The organism is Ramlibacter tataouinensis (assembly GCF_001580455.1).
Lineage (GTDB): Bacteria > Pseudomonadota > Gammaproteobacteria > Burkholderiales > Burkholderiaceae_C > Ramlibacter > Ramlibacter tataouinensis_B.
The window spans coordinates 586,039-605,452 of sequence record NZ_CP010951.1 but is presented as its reverse complement, the minus strand read 5'-3'; the positions used below and the strand labels follow the sequence as shown (position 1 = coordinate 605,452).

22 protein-coding genes are annotated in these 19,414 nt (G+C 66.7%); 13 read left to right on the top strand and 9 right to left on the bottom strand.

Going from position 1 to position 19,414, the window contains the following annotated elements:
• Positions 1-82 precede the first annotated feature (82 nt).
• Positions 83-271, top strand: a complete 189-nt coding sequence (locus UC35_RS02900; protein WP_061496011.1) for a hypothetical protein — start codon at positions 83-85, stop codon at positions 269-271.
• Positions 272-313: 42 nt separating this feature from the next.
• Here the strand turns inward: UC35_RS02900 and UC35_RS02895 are convergent, their stop codons facing one another.
• The gene (locus tag UC35_RS02895) at positions 314-1,240 is read right to left on the bottom strand and encodes a DMT family transporter (RefSeq protein WP_061496008.1); all 927 of its coding nucleotides are present in this window, start codon (positions 1,238-1,240) and stop codon (positions 314-316) included.
• 140 nt (positions 1,241-1,380) lie between these two features.
• On the opposite strand from UC35_RS02895, the gene UC35_RS02890 reads away from it, so the two are divergent.
• On the top strand, positions 1,381-1,692 hold the full coding sequence (locus UC35_RS02890) for a hypothetical protein (protein ID WP_061496006.1): 312 nt from the start codon (positions 1,381-1,383) through the stop codon (positions 1,690-1,692).
• Between the two features lie 51 nt (positions 1,693-1,743).
• Here the strand turns inward: UC35_RS02890 and UC35_RS02885 are convergent, their stop codons facing one another.
• Complete coding sequence (locus tag UC35_RS02885; protein WP_061496004.1) at positions 1,744-1,959, bottom strand: hypothetical protein; 216 nt, start codon at positions 1,957-1,959, stop codon at positions 1,744-1,746.
• An 89-nt stretch (positions 1,960-2,048) separates the two neighbouring features.
• Positions 2,049-2,423, bottom strand: a complete 375-nt coding sequence (locus UC35_RS02880; protein WP_061496001.1) for a hypothetical protein — start codon at positions 2,421-2,423, stop codon at positions 2,049-2,051.
• Between the two features lie 103 nt (positions 2,424-2,526).
• Here UC35_RS02880 and UC35_RS02875 point away from each other — a divergent pair, with 103 nt between their 5' ends.
• Positions 2,527-2,895 (top strand): cupin domain-containing protein, encoded by a 369-nt coding sequence (locus UC35_RS02875; protein ID WP_061495996.1) that lies wholly within the window; start codon positions 2,527-2,529, stop codon positions 2,893-2,895.
• An 8-nt stretch (positions 2,896-2,903) separates the two neighbouring features.
• Here UC35_RS02875 and UC35_RS02870 read toward each other — a convergent pair whose 3' ends face one another.
• Positions 2,904-5,153, bottom strand: coding sequence for an ATP-binding protein (locus UC35_RS02870; protein WP_061495994.1), 2,250 nt, complete (start codon positions 5,151-5,153; stop codon positions 2,904-2,906).
• Positions 5,154-5,341: 188 nt separating this feature from the next.
• Between UC35_RS02870 and UC35_RS02865 the strand changes: the two genes are divergently transcribed.
• From UC35_RS02865 to UC35_RS02845, 5 genes are all read left to right on the top strand, one after another.
• On the top strand, positions 5,342-5,812 hold the full coding sequence (locus tag UC35_RS02865) for an SRPBCC family protein (RefSeq protein ID WP_061503651.1): 471 nt from the start codon (positions 5,342-5,344) through the stop codon (positions 5,810-5,812).
• Entirely contained in the window at positions 5,793-6,158 is a 366-nt protein-coding gene (locus UC35_RS02860) for an ArsR/SmtB family transcription factor (protein WP_061495991.1), read from the top strand. Before UC35_RS02865 ends, UC35_RS02860 begins: the two co-directional genes overlap by 20 nt.
• 119 nt (positions 6,159-6,277) lie before the next feature.
• Positions 6,278-7,504 (top strand): bactofilin family protein, encoded by a 1,227-nt coding sequence (locus UC35_RS02855; RefSeq protein ID WP_061495990.1) that lies wholly within the window; start codon positions 6,278-6,280, stop codon positions 7,502-7,504.
• A gap of 39 nt (positions 7,505-7,543) precedes the next feature.
• Positions 7,544-8,320, top strand: a complete 777-nt coding sequence (locus tag UC35_RS02850) for an SDR family NAD(P)-dependent oxidoreductase (RefSeq protein ID WP_061495988.1) — start codon at positions 7,544-7,546, stop codon at positions 8,318-8,320.
• Positions 8,321-8,387: 67 nt separating this feature from the next.
• Positions 8,388-8,810 carry a VOC family protein gene (locus tag UC35_RS02845; RefSeq protein WP_082792577.1) on the top strand — a complete coding sequence of 141 codons (423 nt, stop codon included), beginning with the start codon at positions 8,388-8,390 and terminating at the stop codon, positions 8,808-8,810.
• A gap of 83 nt (positions 8,811-8,893) precedes the next feature.
• Here UC35_RS02845 and UC35_RS02840 read toward each other — a convergent pair whose 3' ends face one another.
• Positions 8,894-9,424: a BON domain-containing protein gene (locus UC35_RS02840; protein WP_061495984.1), complete on the bottom strand. Its 531-nt coding sequence runs from the start codon at positions 9,422-9,424 to the stop codon at positions 8,894-8,896.
• Positions 9,425-9,571: 147 nt separating this feature from the next.
• Here UC35_RS02840 and UC35_RS02835 point away from each other — a divergent pair, with 147 nt between their 5' ends.
• From UC35_RS02835 to UC35_RS02825, 3 genes are all read left to right on the top strand, one after another.
• Positions 9,572-11,131 (top strand): acyl-CoA synthetase, encoded by a 1,560-nt coding sequence (locus UC35_RS02835; protein WP_061495982.1) that lies wholly within the window; start codon positions 9,572-9,574, stop codon positions 11,129-11,131.
• Positions 11,132-11,240: 109 nt separating this feature from the next.
• Entirely contained in the window at positions 11,241-11,645 is a 405-nt protein-coding gene (locus UC35_RS02830; protein WP_145979316.1) for a hypothetical protein, read from the top strand.
• A 52-nt stretch (positions 11,646-11,697) separates the two neighbouring features.
• Positions 11,698-12,372 (top strand): ankyrin repeat domain-containing protein, encoded by a 675-nt coding sequence (locus UC35_RS02825; protein ID WP_173861244.1) that lies wholly within the window; start codon positions 11,698-11,700, stop codon positions 12,370-12,372.
• A 135-nt stretch (positions 12,373-12,507) separates the two neighbouring features.
• On the opposite strand, the gene UC35_RS02820 is transcribed toward UC35_RS02825, so the two are convergent.
• Positions 12,508-13,941: an amidase gene (locus UC35_RS02820; RefSeq protein WP_061495978.1), complete on the bottom strand. Its 1,434-nt coding sequence runs from the start codon at positions 13,939-13,941 to the stop codon at positions 12,508-12,510.
• A gap of 134 nt (positions 13,942-14,075) precedes the next feature.
• Here UC35_RS02820 and UC35_RS23845 point away from each other — a divergent pair, with 134 nt between their 5' ends.
• Positions 14,076-14,873 carry a hypothetical protein gene (locus tag UC35_RS23845; RefSeq protein WP_158513852.1) on the top strand — a complete coding sequence of 266 codons (798 nt, stop codon included), beginning with the start codon at positions 14,076-14,078 and terminating at the stop codon, positions 14,871-14,873.
• 70 nt (positions 14,874-14,943) lie between these two features.
• Here the strand turns inward: UC35_RS23845 and UC35_RS02810 are convergent, their stop codons facing one another.
• Positions 14,944-15,441, bottom strand: coding sequence for a hypothetical protein (locus UC35_RS02810; protein WP_061495974.1), 498 nt, complete (start codon positions 15,439-15,441; stop codon positions 14,944-14,946).
• Positions 15,442-15,523: 82 nt separating this feature from the next.
• A complete protein-coding gene (locus UC35_RS02805) occupies positions 15,524-16,393 on the bottom strand; it encodes an ABC transporter C-terminal domain-containing protein (RefSeq protein ID WP_061495972.1) in 870 nt (289 codons plus the stop codon).
• Between the two features lie 158 nt (positions 16,394-16,551).
• Here UC35_RS02805 and UC35_RS02800 point away from each other — a divergent pair, with 158 nt between their 5' ends.
• Positions 16,552-17,499, top strand: coding sequence for a nuclease-related domain-containing protein (locus UC35_RS02800; RefSeq protein ID WP_061495970.1), 948 nt, complete (start codon positions 16,552-16,554; stop codon positions 17,497-17,499).
• Between the two features lie 385 nt (positions 17,500-17,884).
• On the opposite strand, the gene UC35_RS22895 is transcribed toward UC35_RS02800, so the two are convergent.
• Positions 17,885-19,360 (bottom strand): ATP-dependent nuclease, encoded by a 1,476-nt coding sequence (locus tag UC35_RS22895; protein WP_145979314.1) that lies wholly within the window; start codon positions 19,358-19,360, stop codon positions 17,885-17,887.
• Between the last annotated feature and the right edge of the window lie 54 nt (positions 19,361-19,414).

The following is a 19,414-nucleotide window of genomic DNA, read 5'->3' as shown; positions in this document are numbered from 1 at the left end:
GCCGGGCAGCACAGGGCGTGGTCCTACGTGGGGGTGCAGCAGAGGCGGCTGACAATCGCCCCAAGATTCCTGGAGAGCCCGCATGTCCACCGACAAAATTGAATCGCAGGCAGACGTCTGGAATGCGCGATTCGACGACCGCGATGATGAAGATCTTGCCTGCCAGGTCTGGGCGCAGCGCCTGACCGCGCGCGAGCAGGCGATGGCGCAACCGATACGCAATTTCACGCTGCCCGAGGCTGCGAACGACGACAAGCCCAGCGCCGATTGATTCGCGTTCGCGCGCACCCGCCGTGGGCTGCGGTGTGCGCGCCTAGCTGACGCACAGGGCCACCAGCCCCACCACCATCAGCACCAGTCCCGCATGCTCCGCGGGCGCGAGACTCTCCTTCATCAGGCGGCGTGAGACGAGATAGCTGAAGAGAACTTCGACCAGCCCCAGCGCGCGCACATTGGCGGCCGACGTCAGCGCAAAGGCGGTGAACCACCCGAGCGAAGCCAGCGCCCCGGCCGAACCGGCCACGCTGGACACCCGCCACTCCTGCAGCACCGCGCGCAGCGCTTGCGGCGCGCGCAGGGCGAGCCCGCCACCGAGCGCCAGGGTTTGCACCGCCTGCGCCCACAGCACGCCCCAGGCGCCGACCAGCCAGGGCGAGACACCGGGCAGCTCCAGCGCCGCACCGCGATAGCCCACGGCCGAGAGCGCGAAGCCGGCACCCGACGCCAGTCCATACAGGACCGCGGCCCCGGCGCCGCCCCCGCCTGCCTGCGCGGCCGCGGCCTTGCGCGGCAGCGACAGCATGATCACGCCGGCGGTGGCCAGCACGATGGCTGCGATGACGACCCAGCGCGGAACCTCGTGCAGGAACAGGCCCGCGAACAGGACCACCTGCAGCGCGTCGGTCCGGGACCAGGCGACGCCGACCACGAAGTTGCGCTGCTTCATGGCCACCAGCATGGCGGCCGTGGCGGCCAACTGTCCGAAGGCGCCCAGCATCAGCCAGCCGAAGTAGCCGGCGTGGAACGGTGGCACCGGGCCCTGCGTGGCGGGCAGCGCATGCAGCAACGCGACGCACAGGGCCGCGAACGGCAGGCCGTACAGGAAGCGCGCCAGCGTGGCGCCCCAGGTGCCTGCGCGCGCCACCAGCGAGCGCTGCGCGGCGTTGCGCGCGGTCTGCGCGAGCGCGGCGGCCAGCACGATCGGCACCCAGGCCCAGGGCAGCAGCGTGGCGGAAGGCATGGAGGGATCATGCCTGAGCCGGAGCCTGCAAGCGCCGCTTCGGGCGGTTCCCACAAGAGGCCCATCCAGCCTCCTACCTCGCGGACCCGCGCGCGGGGCTTACAACGCAGTCATCACCATTCGCAGCAAAGGAGGGCTCCATGCCACGCGGCGACAAATCGGCCTACACGGACAAGCAGAAACGCATGGCCGAACACATCGAGGAAGGCTACGAGAAGCGGGGCGTCGGTGGACAGGAAGCCGAACGCCGCGCCTGGGCCACGGTCAACAAAGAGACCGGCGGTGGCAAGAAGAGCGGGTCCGGACGCGGCAAGGCCATGGACACCGGCCCATCGAAAAAGGGTGGAAAGCTGGGCGGCCGGGCGGCAGCAGCCCGCACGCCCGCGCAGCGCTCCGCCTCCGCGAAGAAGGCGGCTGCGACCCGCAAGCGCAACGCGGCACGAAATGGCTGAGCCGGCAGCGCCGGCGCCGCCAGTGACCGGCGCCGTTGGCGACCGACGCGGTCAGTGATCCTCCAGGCGGATCTTGCCCTCGCGCACGTAGCGCTCGAACTCGTCGCGCGTGATTGCCGTGGTGCTGGCGGCGCGGCCTTCATGCCAGCTCAGGGTGACGCTGTCGTCGGCGACCTCGATCTCGACCGGGCCATCCGGCACCGGCAACATCACACCGTCGCCGGCTCGGAACTCCACCGCGCCGCGAATAAGGGCATGCTGGGACATGACTGCTCCTCAAAAGTTGCTTGAGCCCATTTGAAGGGCTAGCCCGGCCGGCGGATGTCAGCCGACTTCGCTTTTGCGCGGAAAGGGCCTCAGGATCCGCGTTCGCAGGCGGCGCCGCTGGCGCGGATGAATGCCAGGCCCTTGGCCAGGGCGAGCGGACCGTCACCGCCGATGATGCGCAGGTTGCCGCCGTCGAGTTCGAGCACCAGCGAACCCACCTTGGTGGACTGGGTGCGCAGCACATTGCCCTCGAGCCGGCCGTGCAGCTCGCGCTTGCGCTGCTTGCGCGCCAGCGTGCCGGTCACCTCCTCGGGCGAGGATTGGGTCAGGTCCAGGCTGAATTCATGCAGCAGGCCGGTGCCGCACCACAGGCCTTCGACCCCGGTGGCCCCGGCCGGCGACAGCGCGGTGGACAGCAAGAGCAGCAGCCCGGTGGTGGCCGGCAGGCGGGCTAGGGACTTCATGCGCAGGAAATTACCACGTGCGGCCGTGCCTGAGGAATGCGGCGCCGGCTGACATGCGGCGCCGCCGCAAAGGGCTAGCCTGCGAACAGGAGGCTGACACCCCATGGCCCTGCCGCATGCCGAACACCTGGACATCATCAACGTCGGCCCCCTGGGGCCGAAGCTGCACGAGGCGGTCAGCACCAGCCTCATCAAGACGCAGCGGCTGCAGCTGCTGCACATGGTGCTGCCGGCGCACAAGGACGTGCCCGAACATCAAGTGGACGAGGAGTGCACCTTGCATTGCCTGGAGGGGGTGGTCGAAGTGGTGATGGGCTCGGACATCCGCCAACTGCGCGAGGGCAACCTGATGCTGCTGCCGGCGAAACAGCGGCACGGCCTGCGGGCCCGCACCGACAGCGCGCTGCTCGTCACGCTGGTGCTGCACGGTGGCGATGCCGGCGACCAGGGCGGCGCCGACGCGCGCGGCTAGGCCGGGCTTCACACGCGCAGCGAGGCCGCGGAGCCGGCGGTCGCGATCTTGCCGATCAGTTCCAGCAGGTCATGGGCGCTCACCGGCTTGGTGAGGTGGGCGTCGAAGCCCGCTGCCTTGGAAGCCGCCATGTCCGAGGCCTGGCCGTAACCGGTCAGGGCCACCAGGCGTCCCGCATAGCCTGAGCGCTTGAGGACGCGCGCGAGTTCATAGCCGCTCATGCCGGGCAGCCCGATGTCCAGGATGGCGATATCGGGCGTGAAGTCGCGCAGCACCTCCAGCGCGCCCTCGGGCGTGTAGGCCACGCGCGTCACGTAGCCGCTCATCTCCAGCAGGGCAGCGCAGGTGTCGGCGGCATCCTCGTTGTCGTCCACCACCATCACCCGGCCCGTGCCTTGCGCCGCGGCCGGCGCCACGACCTCCTCGTGCGGGGCCGGGGCCTCGCACAGCGGCAGCCACACCGTGAAAGTGCTGCCCTGGTGCACGCCCGCGCTGTCGGCGTGCACGCGCCCGCCATGCATGTCCACGATGCTCCTGACGATCGGCAGTCCCAGTCCGAGGCCGCCGCGCGCGCGGTCGGCGCTTTGCGGCGCCTGGTAAAACAGGTCGAACACGTGCTCGAGGTCCGACTGCGACATGCCGACCCCGGTGTCGGTCACGTCCACCCGAACCTCGTCCTCGCTCGCGATGGCCCGGACGGCGATCGCGCCGCCGGGGGAGGTGAACTTGATGGCGTTGACCAGCAGGTTGTTGAAGACCTGCACCAGGCGGACTTCGTCGCCGGCGACCCAGGCCTGACGCGCCTGCGGCGTGATGTCCAGCGTGATCGTGCGCTGGTACAGCGAGGGCCGGATCGAATCCACGACCTGCGACAGCACCTGCGCCACCGGCACCTGCTCGCGCTTGAGCGTCAACCGCCCGCTGGTGATGCGCGACACGTCGAGCAGGTCGTCGACCAGGCGCGTCACGTGCACCAGCTGCCGTTCGATGACGTGCCGCTCCTGCGCCGTGCTCTCGTCCCCCTTGAGCGCCATGAGCTGGACCGCGTTGGTGATGGGGGCGAGCGGATTGCGCAGCTCGTGGCCCAACATCGCCAGGAACTGGTCCTTGCTGCGGTTGGCGTCCTCCGCCATGCGCAGTGCCTCGGTGATCTGCGCCGCCAGCTTCTCGCGCTCGCCGGCGGCGTGCTGGCGTTCCGCATCGGCGTTGTCCCGGTCCACCGCCGCGTTGTTCAGTGCCTCGGCCACTTCGTCCAGTTCCTCGATGCGCAGGTGCGGCAGTTCCACCGGCCGGCCCAGGCCCAGCGCTCGCGCGGCCTTCTTCAGCTGGCCGATCGGTTCCAGGACCTGGCGCGACAGCAGCCAGGCCAGCAGCGCCGACAGTCCCAGCGACGCGGCCACCCCGACCGCGATGGCACGCAGGAAGGCATAGAAGCCCTTGTTCGCGTGCTCCACCGAGGCGGCCACGATCACCGTCCAGTCCACCTCGTCGAGGCGGGTGTAGCCGGAATAGCTTTCCACGCCTTCGGTGGTCGCGGCGATGCCCGCGCCCTGCGCGCCGCCGCGCTCGAGCAGGCTTCGGAGGGAGGCCGAGATGTGCGAGTTATCGGTGGGAGGCGAGCGGCAGATCAGCCGTCCGGTGGGATCCACCACCGAGGCCATGGTCGACTGCGGAATGGTCTGCCTGGTCAGTACGCTGGCGATCCGGGCGGTGGGCAGAACCGCCGTGATCACGTAGGTCAGCTCGCCGCCGCGCACGATGGGCACCCTGACCGCAAAGGTGTCGGTGCCGTCCTTGGGCGATTCGATCACCTGCGACACGATCGGCAGCCGCAGCCGCATCACCAGTTCCAGGCTCTGCGGGTCGATCGGTTTCGGCTCGACTTGGGAGCCGAAGGGATAGTTCGACCGAAAGAGCACGTGGCCTTCGCCGTCGCTCAGGACCACGCTGCGCCAGCCGAGCTGGTCCGAGATGCGCTCGGCACTCTGGTGGAAGGCTCGCAGGTCGGCACGCTCCAGCTCGTCCGAGGTGCTCATCTGCTCCAGCAGGGTGATGGTGGAGCGCAACTCCGCATCGACGGCGGTGGCCAGCGCGCGCGACATCTCGATGGCCGCGAGTTCCTGCTGGACGCGCCGTTCGTCGATGAGCTGGTTCAGGCCCCAGACCACGAGCACGAAGAAAGGCAGGAGCCCGCTTGCAGCGAGTAGCAAGAGGCGAAGGCGCAGCGGGGTGGCCTGCGCGCTGGGACCGGCGCTCATCAGTATTTCAGGTGGGTGGCTTCACCGAGCGGCCCACAAAGCCCATCCCGATGCATGCGACAAGCATACGCAGCAAGCGCCGGTCCGCAACCCCCCGTAGCTCGGCGTTACTTGTTGATATGGATGAGCTCACAAGAGCAACCGTATGGTTGCACAATGGCGACTGGAACACCGCCAAGGAGTACGGCATGAACTCATCCGATACCGATCGCATCGAGCGCAGCGTCATCATCGATGCGCCGCGCCAGCGCGTGTGGCGCGCCCTGGCCCAGGCCGAGGAATTCGGCAACTGGTTCGGCGTGAACCTGAAGGGCCAGAGCTTCGCGCCTGGGCAGCGCGCGCGGGGCCCGATCACCTATCCCAGCTACGAGCACCTCATGTTCGAGGTGGTTGTCGAACGGGTGCAGGCGCAGGAACTGCTGTCCTTCCGCTGGCACCCCTATGCGGTCGATCCGGCGGTCGACTACTCGCAGGAAGAGCCGGCGCTCGTCACCTTCACGCTCACGGACGCGCCGGCCGGCGGCACCCTGCTCACCGTGGTGGAGTCCGGCTTCGACAAGGTGCCGCCGCAGCGGCGCGCCGAGGCCTTCCGCATGAACAGCGGCGGCTGGGACGCCCAGATGGAAAACGTGCGCCGCCATGTCGCCGAATCCCCCTGAGGCCGCGGTCGGACTTTTTGCGCCGTCCCGCTCGCCGGCCGAGCTGGCGCCGGTCTTCTTCGCGCTGGGGGACGCCACCCGGCTGCGGCTGGTCGCCCTGCTGTGCGCGGGCGGCGCCTTTTCGATCGCCCAGCTCACCGCACACACCCACATCAGCCGGCAGGCCGTGACCAAGCACCTGCAGGTGCTGGCGGATGCGGGCCTGGTGCACGACCTGCGGGCCGGGCGCGAGCGGCTGTGGCAATTCGATCCAGCGCAGCTCGAGCAAGCCCGCCAGTCGCTGGAGATCATCGGCCGGCAATGGGAGGCGGCGCTGGGCCGGCTCAAGGCCAGTATCGAAGGCTAAGGCTGAGCACCCGGGCGCATGGCACAGGTTGCGCGCAAGTCCCTATCATGGCCATGCAGCCGCAAGGCTCGCGCCCGGTGGCGCGGCGCGCACGGCTGGCATCGACAGGGAGGTCATCCATGCGCCTGTCCCCCAACCGCGGCGCGCGCCTCGCAAGCCTGCTCGTGCTGGCGCCGGTCCTTTGCGCCGGCTTCGTCTCGATCGCCCGGGCCCAGGGCCAGCCCGCGGCCACCTTCGAGACCGAGCGCAATGTCTACACCGCCGGCGGGCACGTGCGGCCCGCGCGGCCGGTGCAGGGCGATTTCGTGGCGGCGGGCGGGCGCGTCGTCATCGACCAGCGCATCGGCGGTGACGCCACCCTGGTCGGTGGCACGGTCGACGTGCGCGCGCCCATCGGCGACGACCTGCGCGCCAGCGGCGGCGACGTGAGCGTGGACAGCACCGTGGGCGGCGAGCTGTTCGCCGCCGGCGCCAACATCACGCTGGGACGCGGCGCGGTGATCGCGCGCTCGGCCCGCATGCACGGCGCGAACATCAGCGTCGAGGGCCGCATCGAGGGCGGCCTGAAGGGCAGCGGCGACAGCATCACGATCAACGGCGAAGTGCGCGGCGACGTGGACGTGGCCGCCGCCCAGGTCGAACTAGGCCCCGCCGCGAAGATCGGCGGCGCCTTGCGCTACAAGTCGCCGGCCGTCTTGAAGCAGGCCCCGGGCGCCACGGTGGGCGGCGCGGTCACGCGCGATGCCGACAGCAAGCGTCCATCGCAGGCGGCCAGCATGCCGGGCAAGTGGAACCCGCACCGCGGCGAATGGCACTACGAGCGCCGCGGCACCGGCATCGTGGGCGGCATCCTGTCGTACCTGGGGCTGCTCGCCTGCGGCGCGCTGCTGCTGCTGGTCGCGCCGGTCTTCAGCACTCAGGCGCCGGAACGCATCCGCAGCACGCCCTGGGTGTCGCTCGGCATCGGTTTCGCCACCGTGTTCGCGGCGCCGGTGCTGGCGGTGCTGCTGTTCGTCACCCTGCTCGGCATCCCGCTGGGCTTCATCGTGCTGGCGCTGTATCCGGTGTTGCTGCTGGCCGGCTTCGTGGTGGGCACGCTCTTCATCGGCCGCCTGGTCTTCAAGCCCCTGCGCCGGGACGAGCCTCCCGGTTTCGGCACCGCGATCGGCTGGTTCGCACTGGCGCTGCTGATGGTGCTGCTGCTGGCCTGGGTGCCGGTGGCCGGCGGTATCCTGCTGGCGCTGGTGACCTTCGCGGGTATAGGCGCGTGCGCGGTGGAACTGTACGGGCGGCGCAAGACCGCGCCACCGCTGCCGCCCGCCGGGGCAGCGACGGCCGCGCCCTGATCACGCCCTGAACGTTCAACTCACGGGAACAAAGAACCGATGTACCAACCCTTCAACCTGACCGGCCGCGCGGCCGTGGTGACCGGCGGCAACGGCGGCATCGGCTACGGCATGGCCAGCGCGCTGCTGGCGGCCGGCGCATCGGTGGCGATCTGGGGCTCCAACGCCGAGAAGACGCAGCGCGCCCGCTTGCAACTCGCGCAGGACTGCGGCGATGCGTCGCGCGTGCATGCCTTTGTCTGCGACGTCGGCGACGAGGCGCAGGTGGAGGCCGCCTTCACGCAATCGGTGGCGGCGCTGGGGCGCGTGGACGCCTGCTTTGCCAACGCGGGCGTGTCCAGCAAGGGCGTGGTGCTCACCGAGATGAGCCTGGAGGAATTCAGGCGCGTGCAGCGCGTCAACGTGGAGGGCGTGTTCCTCACCTTCCGCGCCGCCGCCCGCCACATGGCGCAGCACGGGCAGGGCGGCTCGCTGGTGGCCACGGCCAGCACTGCGGCGGTGGAGGGCGCGGCGCGCAACAGCCACTATGGCGCGTCCAAGGGCGCGGTGACATCGATGGTGCGCGCGCTGGCTGTGGAACTGGCCCGGCACAGGATCCGCGTCAATTCCATCCTGCCGGGCTGGATCGAAACCGACATGACCGAGAAGTCGGTGCACAACAGCAAGTTCGCCGATGCCGTGCTGCCGCGCATCCCGGTGCGCCGCTGGGGCCGCATCGAAGACTTCGGCGGCATCGCGGTCTACCTGGCGAGCGACGCATCCGCTTACGCCACCGGCGAGCAATTCCTGATCGACGGCGGCTACACGAAGTTCTGAAGGGCAGGCTTCTGTCACACAGGCCGGGCAGGCGCCGGGGCAGAATCGATTTCGAAAGGAGCACCCCATGTCCACCCCCATGCTCGACAACTATCTCTTTTTCGACGGCCAATGCGCCGAGGCCATGAAGTTCTACGAGCGCGTCACGGGCGGCACGCTGAAGATGATGATGAAGTATTCGGAGTCGCCGGAAGGGCAGTGCCCGGCCGGCTCGGAGAACCGGATCATGCACTCCAGCATCATGGTCGGCGACCGCAACCTGATGGCTTCGGACAGCCCCGTGGGCGAGCACAAGCCGATGCAGGGCTTTTCCCTGTCGCTGTTCTATGAGAGCCCCGAGGAGGCCAAGCAGAAGTTCGACATGCTGGCCGAGGGCGGCACGGTCACCATGCCGATCGGCCCGACCTTCTGGGCCAAGGCCTTCGGCATGCTCACCGACCGCTTCGGCACCTCGTGGATGGTGAGCGGCGGAGAAGTGAAGCCGTCCTGACCGGCGATCCCAGGCGTCCCCAGCGGGCCGCCGCTTCCGGTCGCTCCCTCCCCAACCGGGGGAGGGTTGGGGTGGGGGCGCTTTCAGTGCACAGCGGCGACCGCCGGGCGCGCTTCCTGCCGCGGCGGCTGCGCGTGGCTGTACAGCCTGGAGATCTCGTCGTGCGTCTGGTGCGCCTTCAGCTCGCTGTGCAGTTCGCGCACGCCGGCCATGCGCAGCACCTCGCGGCAAAGATCTTCCATCTCCCGGCGCAGCACGTGCCCGTGCAGGCGCACCTGGCCTCGTTCGACCTCGACCTCCACCGCCTTCGGGTAGCGCACCACGCGGCCCAGCCGCGAGCGGATGCGGTCGCGCAACTGCTGGTCGGAGCTTGGCTGTGCGTGGCTCACGCGGTCCAGCCGGTGCGTGATCCACATCCCCTTGAGACGGCCGATGGCGCGCTTGCTCTTGGACTGGGCCTTGTAGCTCAGGTCATGGCTGGTCGACACCAGCCTGTCGCGCACCACCGCGCGGCGGCGCGCACCGCTTCGCGTATCGAGGTAATACATGGCCAGCGCGCCGGCTGCCAGGCCGCCGAGAAGGCCGCCGATGAGGGAAAGCGAAGGTTGCTTCATTGATTTGCTCCTGCGGCCTGGGACCCAGTACCGAACCCACCACTTTGCCTCGCTGAATCGGCTCGTCTGTCGGACGACGTTGATGCCTGCACATGCCGTTGCCATGCAGTGACATACTGCAGGCACATCAGTCACGGAGACAAGCCCATGGATTCCGTCGTCCGCCGGCAGACGCTGGCCGATCTGCTGCATCGCACAGCCAAGCGCTTCCCGGACAAGCCCGGGCTGATCTGCGGAGCCACCAGCTGGACGTTTGCGGAGTTCGATGCCGTGGTGGACCGCGTGGCGGCCGGCCTGGCGCAGCAGGGCATCGCGCACGGCAGCCGTGTCGCCGTGCTGGCGCGCAACTCGCACGCCTTTGCCGCGCTGCGCTTCGCGCTGGCGCGCCTGGGCTCGGTGCTGGTGCCGATCAACTTCATGCTCAAGGCCGACGAGGTGGCCTACATCCTGCGCCATGCGCAGGCGCAGATGCTCGCCACCGATTCGGGCCTGGCCGAACTGGCCCGGGCCGCCGCGCAGCAGGACACCGCCGTGAAGCAGCTCGTCTGGCTGCCCTCGGAAGAGCCCACGCAGCCGGTCGAAGGCATGCTCTCCTTCGATGAGCTTGCTCGCACGCAGGGCGAGCCGCCGCCGATGGCGCTGGGCAGCAACGACCTGGCGCAGATCGTCTACACCAGCGGCACCGAGAGCATGCCCAAGGGCGCCATGCTCACGCACGACGCCATCATCTGGCAGTACGCGAGCTGCGCGGTGGATGCCAGCATCGCGCAGGGCGACGTGATGCTGCACGCGCTGCCGCTGTACCACTGCGCCCAGCTCGACGTGTTCCTCGGCCCCGCGGTATACGTGGGCGCCACCAGCATCGTCACCGCCAAGCCCACCCCGGACAACCTGCTGCCGCTGCTGCAGAAGTGGGGCATCAGCTCTTTCTTCGCGCCGCCCACGGTGTGGATCTCGCTGCTGCGCTCGCCGCTGTTCGACCAGACCGAGCTGTCGAAGCTGCGCAAGGGTTACTACGGCGCCAGCATCATGCCGGTGGAGGTGCTGCGCGAGCTGGCGCGGCGGCTGCCGCAGGTCGGTTTCTGGAACCTGTACGGCCAGACCGAGATCGCGCCGCTGGCGACCATGCTCGGCCCCGAGGAGCAGCTGACCAAGCCCGGCTCCTGCGGTCGCGCGGTGCTGAACGTGGAAACGCGCGTGGTCGACGACCGCATGCAGGACGTCCGGCCCGGCGAGGTCGGCGAGATCGTGCACCGCTCGCCACACCTGATGCTGGGCTACTTCAACGACGAGGAGCGCACCCGGACCGCGTTCGAGGGCGGCTGGTTCCATAGCGGCGACCTCGCCACCATCGATGCCGAGGGCTACATCACGGTGGTCGACCGCAAGAAGGACATGATCAAGACCGGCGGCGAGAACGTGGCCAGCCGCGAGGTCGAGGAAATGATCTACCGTATCGCCGCCGTCAGCGAAGTGGCCGTGATCGGCGTGCCGCATCCCCGCTGGGTCGAGGCCGTGGTGGCTGTGATCGTGCGCAAGCCGGGGCAGGAGCTGAGCGAGCAGCAGATCCTCGATCACTGCGGCGCCCACATGGCCGGCTTCAAGGCGCCCAAGGCGGTGGTGTTCGTGGACGCGCTGCCCAAGAACCCGAGCGGCAAGCTGCTCAAGCGCGAGCTGCGCGAGCGCCACAAGGGTGCGTTTGGCTGAGCCGGGCGCTGCGGCCGGGCCACGGCGCTTACACCACGTTTCCATTGGCAACAGCTGAGGCAAGGCGGCTTGCCTAGGATCAAGCTCAGCTGTTTTCCGGGAGCAAAAAGTGGGAGCAAAGTGGATCGTCGCGGGTGCGTGCGTGATGGGCGCCTTGGGCGCGGGCGGGCCCGCGGCCGCCGACAACGAGGCCTACAAGTGCGGGCCCAACTCGTACTCGCAGCACCCGTGCTCGCAAAGGAAGGTCAACACCGAGGAATACCAGGCCCCGGCGGGGAAAAAGACCCCGACCGGAATCGCGCGCCGGCTGCCGGGTGAAACCGAAGAGGAGTTCACCGTCCGTCGCCGCCGCGTGAACCTGCCTGAATCCGACCAGGACGAGTGCAAGCGGCTGGACACCAAGATCCCGTTCGAGCAGGAGCGCCTGAAGCGCACCGTGCGCCCCGACGAGGCGACCGAGGCACGGGCGTCGATTGACGCCGCGCAAAAGCGATTCAGCCAGTTGAAGTGCTGAGCGCAGCCGCCGCTACCATGCGTTTCCTGTGGGGGCATGAATGGCAAGTGGAATGCATGATCGCGAGGGCGGCCTGAGCCGGCGCGTCCTGCTGGCTGCGGGCGCCGCAGCCTTCCCGATGGCCGGCGCCGGCCAGGGCATTGCGCCCTTGGTGGGAGCGGCCGGGCGTGGCGAGCTGCAGCAGGTCGCGACCCTGTTGCGCGCGGGCGCCGACATCGAGCAGCGTGATGCCAACGGCCGCACGGCCGTGCTGGCCGCCACCGCCGGCAACCACGTCGAGGTCGTGCGCGCGCTCATCGCCCGGGGTGCGAACGTCAATGCCCAGGACAACCAGCGCGACAGCGCCTTCCTGCTGGCCGGCGCCAGCGGTCTCACCGAGATCGTGCGCGCCACGCTGGCCGCCGGTGCCGACCTCAAGAGCACCAACCGCTATGGCGGCACCGCGTTGATCCCGGCCTGCCACCACGGGCATGTGGAGACGGTGCGCCTGCTGCTCACCACGGCCATCGACGTGAACCACGTCAACAACCTCGGGTGGACCGCGCTGCTGGAAGCGGTGATCCTGGGCGACGGCGGCCCCGACCACACCGAGATCGTTCGCATGCTCGTCGCGCGAAAAGCCGACCTCAACATCGCGGACCGCCAAGGCGTGACGCCGCTGGCGCACGCGAGGCAGCGGGGCCAAAAGGCGATCGCGGAGATGCTGGCCGCCGCCGGCGCGCGTTAGGGGGCAGTTCTCCCCCTTACGCCGGGAGAGTGCCCTTCTTACTCCCTCTCCCTCCGGGAGAGGGCTGGGGTGAGGGCGCGCGGCCGAAATTGGAATCCGAAAATTGGAATCTGACCCCAATTCGGGGTTCGCCTTTCACTCCGCCGGCCGCAGCGCAATGAAATCGCGGCGCAGCCCCTCATACGCCTTCCCCACTCGCAGCACGAAGGCGTCGGCGCCGTACGGGCCGATCAATTGCATGCCCATGGGCCACTTGCCGTTCGGATGGAAGCCGGCCGGCACGACCAGGGAGGGACATCCGGCGAGCGTCGCGTAGATCGTCACTTCCATCCAGCGGTGGTAGGTGTCCATGGCGCGCCCGGCGATCTCTTTCGGCCAGCGCCAGCTCACGTCGAAGGGCCAGCACTGCGCCGAGGGCAGCACCAGCACATCCCATCGCTCGAAGAGCGTGCGCATGTGCTGGTAGAACGCGCTGCGCACCTGGCTCGCGAGGCGGAACTCCATGTACGACAGGCCCAGCGAACACTCGTACTCCCACTGCGCTTCGGGTTTGATCTTCTCCTTCGCGCCGGGCAGCTGCATCAGCGCGCCCACGCGCGGACCGGCGATCGCGCGGCGCCAGGTCAGCCAGCATTCCCAAACTTTGGCGGCGTCGAACCCGAGCGGGATCTGTTCCACGACAGCACCGGCGCTCTCGAAATGCCGCAACGCGTCGCGGCAGGCTTCGAGCACGCCGGGCTCGGTTGCCAGATGGCCGCCGATGTCCGCAAGCCAGCCGATCTTGAGCCCGCGCAGCAGGGCCGGGTCGGTTTCTCCGTTCCACTCGAGCGGGGACTGCAGCGACAGCGGAGAGCGCGCGTCGTGGCCCGACTGGGTGACCAGCAGGCGCGCGACGTCGTCGATGCTGCGTCCCATCGGCCCCTCGGTGGAGAGCATGTCGATCCACACGTCGGGATTGCCCGCCTGCGGCACGCGCCCCTGCGTCGGCCGCATGCCATACACGTGGTTCCAGCCTGCGGGGTTGCGCAGCGACCCCATGAAGTCCGAGCCGTCGGCAATCGGCAGCATGCGTTGGGCCAGGCAAGTCGCCGCGCCGCCGCTCGAGCCGCCCGCACTCACCGCCGGGTCCCAACCGTTGCCGGTGGCGCCCCAGAGCGTGCTGAAGGTGTGCGAGCCCAGGCCCAGCTCGGGCGTGGTTGTCTTGCCGATCACGATGCAGCCGGCCGCCTTCATGCGCGCCGTCATGATCGAGTCGCGCGGCGGTTTGTTCCGCGCGAGCAGTTCGCAGCCCTTGGTCGTGGGAAAGCCCAGCGCGTCGGAGGCGTCCTTGATCGCGATCGGGATGCCGTGCAGCCACCCGCGCAGGCGCCCAGCCTTCAGTTCCTCGTCCGCCGCGCTGGCGGCGGCGAGCAGCACCTCGTCGGGCGCCAGGTTCACGATGGCGTTGAACACCGGGTTGCGCGCGTGGATGCGGTCCAGCGTCGCACGCATCAGCTCCAGGCAAGAGACCTCGCCACGCTGCAGCAAGGCACCGAGGGTGGAGGCGTCGGCGTTGGTGAGGTCGGCCACGCCTCATCATCGCCGAAGCGCCCGGCGCGCACCAGCACGGCGCTGCCCCCAGTTGCTGCGTTCTTGACTCAGCGGGCCATCCGCGTGCTTTGGTACGATTGCCTTACAAAAGACAAGGAGAAGAGGAGAGAGAGATGAGCGTGCCATCGCTTTGGTTGGCCATTCGTCCGGGTGCATGCCGGGTCCTGGTGTTGGCGGCCTTGTTGGCCGTGGTGGCGGACGCCGACGCGCGAGGCCGGCGTGGCGGCAGTCGCAGCAGCAGTAGCAGCGCGAGCAGGAGCGAAAGCTCCGGCACCACCGTCAACTTCCGCCCGTCCTCGTCCTCATCCAGCAATTCGTCGCAGGCCAGCCCGTACGCTGGCGGCCGCACGGATGCGGGCCGGACGCCCGGCAGTTCTGCCAAGCCGGAGGCCCCGATGACGCCGGAGGAAGCCGCCAGGCATGCGGCACTGCTGGAAGCGGACGAGCGCGATCAGGCGCAGAAGGTGGCCGCCAAAAAGGCTGCAGCCGAGAAAGCTGAAGCGGACCGGCTGGCCTTCGAGCAGGCTGCCAATGCCAGGCAGGCCGCCGAAGAGAAAGCCAAGGCCGACCAGCTCGCCGCCGAGCGCCGCAAGAAGCAACACGAAGACTCGACCGTCGTCTCAGACGTCGATCGCGTCCTGCAGCGCGCCCGGGCGGACTACCCGGTGCTCAGCACGCCGGAAGGCCAGCCCTTGCTCGCGCGCATCGTGGACAAGCAAAAAGCCCTGGTCGCCACCGGCATGTACCCGAGCATGGCCATGGTCCAGGCCGTGGCGGACCATGAGTTCCTGCTGCGACCGGCAGCGCCCCAGCCGGCTGCTCCGGAGGCGGAGCAGGCCACGGCCGGGCAGACACAAGCCTTCGGCGGCTGCCGATGGGTCACGCCCACCCAGTGGGCCTGCAACAAATAACGGGCTCCCTCTGGATTTCCTCCCTCTCCCTCCGGGAGAGGGCAGGGGTGAGGGCGCCCCCGCCCACAACTCACCCCGGAAACTTGATCACCGGCCCCGACACATCCTTCCCTGGAGGCACATAAGCAGGCGCAGGCTTCCCCGCCGGCCCGAGATGCTTGACGAACCGATAGATCGCCAGCAAGTCATCGTCCGACATATCCCGTAGCGCAAACCACGGCATCGGCGGGCGCAGTTCGGTCGTTCTGGCGTACTTCAGCCACTCCTTCTCCGTCATCTTCGGCATCGACAGCCGCAGGTTCGGCGGGTAGGTGGTGCCCCAGCCGCCGCTCCAGCCCACGTTGTCGCCCGTGAGCCATTCCTTCTCCGGCACCTTGCCGGCCGACTGCGGGTAGTTCGGCGTGTGGCAGTCGTTGCAGCCCGCGATGCGCGCGAGGTAGCGGCCACGCTCGATGCTGCCTGGCTTGCCGGGCACGGGCTTGGAAGCAGGCGCCGGGTCGGCGGCATACGCCGCGGCGGCGAGGCAGGACAGGGCTGCGATCGCGAGTACATGGTGCACGGGCTTCATGGGCGTGACTCTCCTTGGCGCCGGTTGAGTGAAACGGGATGAGGATGCCGTCGAGGCGCAGCCCGGCTGCTGCGTTGCAGGCTCAGCGCGCCATCAAGGCGCGCAGCTTAGGCACATCGACCTGCTTCATCAAGGCCGGCAGGCGGCTCTTGTCGGCCTGGAAGTAGACGACGATGTTCTGCACCGGCCACTGGGGCTGGGCCTTGGCATCGTCCACGCGCGCTTTCAGGAAGTGGTCCTGCACGGGGCCCCAGGCGCCCAGGAAGATCGCCGCCTCGCCGGTCACGTTGAACAGGTAGGCTGCATCGGCGCCGTCGATCTTCACCGATGTGGCCTTGCCGCCGAAGCTGTATTCGTCGCGGTTGACGTCCACGCCGATGGTAATGGCGCTGTCCTTGCCGGCTTCGGCCGCGGCGGCATCCGTCCGGTCCAGCGCGCCGCCGGCATTCATCGCCTTGGCCCGTTCGGCCTCGAGCTTTTCCATCTGCGCGCCCAGCCGCTGCACGGCAGCCAGGTCCTGTTTGGCGGCGGCCTTTTCCATTTGCGCCGCCAGGGCCTGCTGCCGCTTGTCGAACGAATCCATGGTGGCCTGCGCGCTGGCCGTGTGCAGGCCGGCGGACGCCTCGACGACCTTCTGCTGCCTGGCCTGCACGTTGTCGGCGCGGTTGAAGCGACGGATGAACGAATACCGATAGGGATCGTGGCCGCTCTTGCACACGCCGTCGCGCGCCGAGTTCGCGCCTTCATCCTCGTCGGCCTCCCAACCCTTGGGTGCCTTGGGCAGCGCCGCGGCGATCGCGCCGAAATTCGCCTTGACCCGAGCCGACTCCGCGGTGGTCAGGGGCCGAGTGACGCAGCCGCCGTCAGCATGGGCCGGCAGGGTGACGATGGGTTGGCACAGAACAACGACGGTGCCCAGAACGACAGCGCGGGTCGAGGCGAACAGGTGCATGGGGCGGCTTTCCGTCTTGATTTGGATAAACCGCGCGATCGTAATGGCTTGCCATGCGGCGGTCTATGGGGCGGTTGCCCGCTACTACCTTGCGCTTGAGCCACGGCCGGCGTCTCCTATTCCGGGGCAGAATCCCAAAAAAACCGGAGGGAACAAGCATGCTGCTGAAAAAGGCAGACGACAAGTCAAAGCGCCTCTCGTTGCTGGAGGATCTTCAGAAGTCGCCCCTGTTGGACGCCCGTCAAAAGACTTGGCTGCGGGATGAGTTGATGCGCTTACGCAAAGGCATTCAGGGCGAAAAAGAGTCGGCCTACTTCCTTGACCAGCATTTCAAGGGAGGCGAAAACCACGTTGTTCTCCACGATCTTCGCTTGGTGATTGACGGCGACGTAGCCCAGATCGACCACCTGATCGTCAATCGAGCCTTTGGCTTCTACCTGATCGAAACGAAGAACTACGCGGGCAGCGTCAGCATCAATTCAATGGGCGAGTTCACGGTGGACTACGACAGCCAGCGATTCGGCGTCCCTTCACCCATTGAGCAGAGTCGACGGCACGAGCGAATCCTGCGCACCTGGCTCGAACGGCTGGAGATCACCAATCGCATTGGTTCAGACTTCGAGTTTCACCATGTTGTGATGTTCCACCCGAAGGCCATCATCAACCGGCCTGCGGCCAAGGACTTTGACACCTCCAATGTGATCAAGGCTGACCAGTTTCCGAGCTGGCATAGGCGCTTCGTAGACAAAGACCTCGGAATTGGTTCCGTGTTCCGGGGCATCGCCAACATGCGCTCACTGGAAACGATCAAGGAATGGGGCGAAAAGCTCGCCCGGCAGCATCGGCCTGAGAATCCGTTTGAACTTCCGGAGTTCATGCAGCCCAAACAGCCGCCGAAAACACCTAGCGCGCCTAAGCCTGCCCCACCCCGCCAGGTACCTGCTGTCAAGGTCACGGATGCTTCAATGGGGGAGCCGCAGCAGAAGCGGTTGGTCTGCCTTCACTGCAATGCCAAGATCAGCTACGCAGAGGGACGCTACTGCTGGAGCAACTCCACGCGCTTTCGCGGTGGGCAGTACTGCAGGGAGCATCAAGCGTTGTTTTGATGTCGAGTGAAATTGGAATCCGACCCCAATTCCACTCACAAAAACCGGAGGAACCAGAATGCTACTGAAGAAGGTCGACGCCACGAGCGAATCCTGCGCACCTGGCTCGAACGCCTGGAGATCACGGACGGCCCTGGAGTGGCTTCGCATACGCGCTGACGAAAGCGTGGAGCTCAGTCCTGCCTTGCAACAGCACGAGAAGTAACGCGGCCTGATTGCGCCGAGGCTCAGCCAAGCTACCTACGACAGAGCGAGAGAAGCGCTGGTACAGGCCGAGCGCGGCGAAAAGTCGCGTGTGTAGCGGCCGGGCGCTAGGGGCGAGGCCAACGTGGAAATTGGAATCCGACCTCAACTCCCCTCGAACTGAGCCATCTCGGCGCGACATTCATCCCAGCAAATAGGCAAGAGCCCGGCCAGCTTCCTGCCGGCTGTACCTTCCGGAGTTCCAAAGAGCCTTGACGAGATCGAATAGTTGCTCCGGTTCATGCGCCATGTCCTTCACCTTGTTTAGAACCGCTTTTCGACGCGTTGCTACGGGTAGAGGACCACTGATCAGCCCCTTTTGGACAAAATGGCCTTCCGCATCTAACTCAGCCCCGATTGGAACAACTGCCGTTTCTAGGTCGCTCTTCCAAAGATACACATTTACCGGATCTAGAAGAGTATTGACAACTTTGGGCTGCGACTTAGAAACAGCTTGACGAAGTGAATTGCGTTGAGTGGATGTAAGCTTTGCCCATACGAGCTTAGCCAGCACTGAATCCTCAATGCCCTGAGCTTGGAATGGTGTTGTAAGCTCATTTGACATTGCATTCAGTAGCTTCTCGGACTTATGAGTCTTATTGGCCCGTGAGAACAGAAGTGGCTGAAGGGCTGCAATCGCCTGCTTTGCCGCAGTTACGTCTTGGGTCGCTAGGCCTGACTTGAACAATGGTTGGTTTGTGCCGTAAGCCGCATCCCAATCGAACAGCGCACGCCAGTCGGCGCCGAGTTCATCAAGCAAAAGACAAAGTTCGGATACTTGTCCTTTTCCGCCTACTGGAACAATGAGTAGATCTTGGTGCTCGGGGGCTAGGTTTGTCTGTAGTTCAATGAGCGCCCGCAAGAAGTTCACATCGTTTGGGCCTTCTACAACAACCACCCTTTTTGCAAGAAGAGCCTCTGCCGGACGCAGGCCGAACTTGCCTAGGAGTGACCGCATCGCCCGCTGAGACTTTGTCAAATTGACCGGGCGCTTCTGAGTCAGGCGCTGGTTGTCCACGTACAAAGGGAGCACACCGGCAAGATCAAACTGATTTAGCAAGTAAGGTGAATGCGTTGTTGCAAATACTTGACTATCACCAGTCGCGCAACTTTTTAGTTCTTGTGCAACGACGCGAATGGAGGTTGGGTGGAGGTGATTATCTGGCTCTTCAAATAGGTATAAGACAGTTTGACCCGTGACCTTCCCAACATCGCGATAGAGTTTGATGATGACTGCGCTTTGGTGTCCCGTTCCAAGTCGCCCGAGTGGTAACGAATTGGGGCCGATCCGAACTCGAATCCCTGCATTTGAAACGATCTGATCAACGGCAATGTGGCTCGAATCTAGACTTAGATTGTCGACGCCTAGCCATTCCCGCGCGATCTGATTGGGTGCGACAAGCATATCCCTTGCATGCCGACTAATGGAAGCTCTGACTTTCCCGTTTACTTGGTGAAGTGAATCTGCACCCCGTTGTTTTCTCAACGAGTCCAGCAGAGCTTCTTTAAACGGTTGCAGACCATCAGCGGAGATATCGCGAATCGCCGGCACATAAACTACCAAAAAAAAGGAGAGAAACCTCTCTCCTTCTGGATCATCTAGTTTTACCTCGTTCAAGTGGCGAGTCCATGTCCCCGTCTTCTTGAACTTAAATTTGTACGTAAAAGGCGT

What these genes read in the sequence shown, in the direction of transcription:
- UC35_RS02900 (WP_061496011.1), top strand. Translation starts at nt 83, where the DNA reads ATGTCCACCGACAAAATTGAATCGCAGGCAGACGTCTGGAATGCGCGA.
- UC35_RS02895 (WP_061496008.1), bottom strand. Translation starts at nt 1,240, where the DNA reads ATGCCTTCCGCCACGCTGCTGCCCTGGGCCTGGGTGCCGATCGTGCTG.
- UC35_RS02890 (WP_061496006.1), top strand. Translation starts at nt 1,381, where the DNA reads ATGCCACGCGGCGACAAATCGGCCTACACGGACAAGCAGAAACGCATG.
- UC35_RS02885 (WP_061496004.1), bottom strand. Translation starts at nt 1,959, where the DNA reads ATGTCCCAGCATGCCCTTATTCGCGGCGCGGTGGAGTTCCGAGCCGGC.
- UC35_RS02880 (WP_061496001.1), bottom strand. Translation starts at nt 2,423, where the DNA reads ATGAAGTCCCTAGCCCGCCTGCCGGCCACCACCGGGCTGCTGCTCTTG.
- UC35_RS02875 (WP_061495996.1), top strand. Translation starts at nt 2,527, where the DNA reads ATGGCCCTGCCGCATGCCGAACACCTGGACATCATCAACGTCGGCCCC.
- UC35_RS02870 (WP_061495994.1), bottom strand. Translation starts at nt 5,153, where the DNA reads ATGAGCGCCGGTCCCAGCGCGCAGGCCACCCCGCTGCGCCTTCGCCTC.
- UC35_RS02865 (WP_061503651.1), top strand. Translation starts at nt 5,342, where the DNA reads ATGAACTCATCCGATACCGATCGCATCGAGCGCAGCGTCATCATCGAT.
- UC35_RS02860 (WP_061495991.1), top strand. Translation starts at nt 5,793, where the DNA reads ATGTCGCCGAATCCCCCTGAGGCCGCGGTCGGACTTTTTGCGCCGTCC.
- UC35_RS02855 (WP_061495990.1), top strand. Translation starts at nt 6,278, where the DNA reads ATGCGCCTGTCCCCCAACCGCGGCGCGCGCCTCGCAAGCCTGCTCGTG.
- UC35_RS02850 (WP_061495988.1), top strand. Translation starts at nt 7,544, where the DNA reads ATGTACCAACCCTTCAACCTGACCGGCCGCGCGGCCGTGGTGACCGGC.
- UC35_RS02845 (WP_082792577.1), top strand. Translation starts at nt 8,388, where the DNA reads ATGTCCACCCCCATGCTCGACAACTATCTCTTTTTCGACGGCCAATGC.
- UC35_RS02840 (WP_061495984.1), bottom strand. Translation starts at nt 9,424, where the DNA reads ATGAAGCAACCTTCGCTTTCCCTCATCGGCGGCCTTCTCGGCGGCCTG.
- UC35_RS02835 (WP_061495982.1), top strand. Translation starts at nt 9,572, where the DNA reads ATGGATTCCGTCGTCCGCCGGCAGACGCTGGCCGATCTGCTGCATCGC.
- UC35_RS02825 (WP_173861244.1), top strand. Translation starts at nt 11,698, where the DNA reads ATGCATGATCGCGAGGGCGGCCTGAGCCGGCGCGTCCTGCTGGCTGCG.
- UC35_RS23845 (WP_158513852.1), top strand. Translation starts at nt 14,076, where the DNA reads ATGAGCGTGCCATCGCTTTGGTTGGCCATTCGTCCGGGTGCATGCCGG.
- UC35_RS02810 (WP_061495974.1), bottom strand. Translation starts at nt 15,441, where the DNA reads ATGAAGCCCGTGCACCATGTACTCGCGATCGCAGCCCTGTCCTGCCTC.
- UC35_RS02805 (WP_061495972.1), bottom strand. Translation starts at nt 16,393, where the DNA reads ATGCACCTGTTCGCCTCGACCCGCGCTGTCGTTCTGGGCACCGTCGTT.
- UC35_RS02800 (WP_061495970.1), top strand. Translation starts at nt 16,552, where the DNA reads ATGCTGCTGAAAAAGGCAGACGACAAGTCAAAGCGCCTCTCGTTGCTG.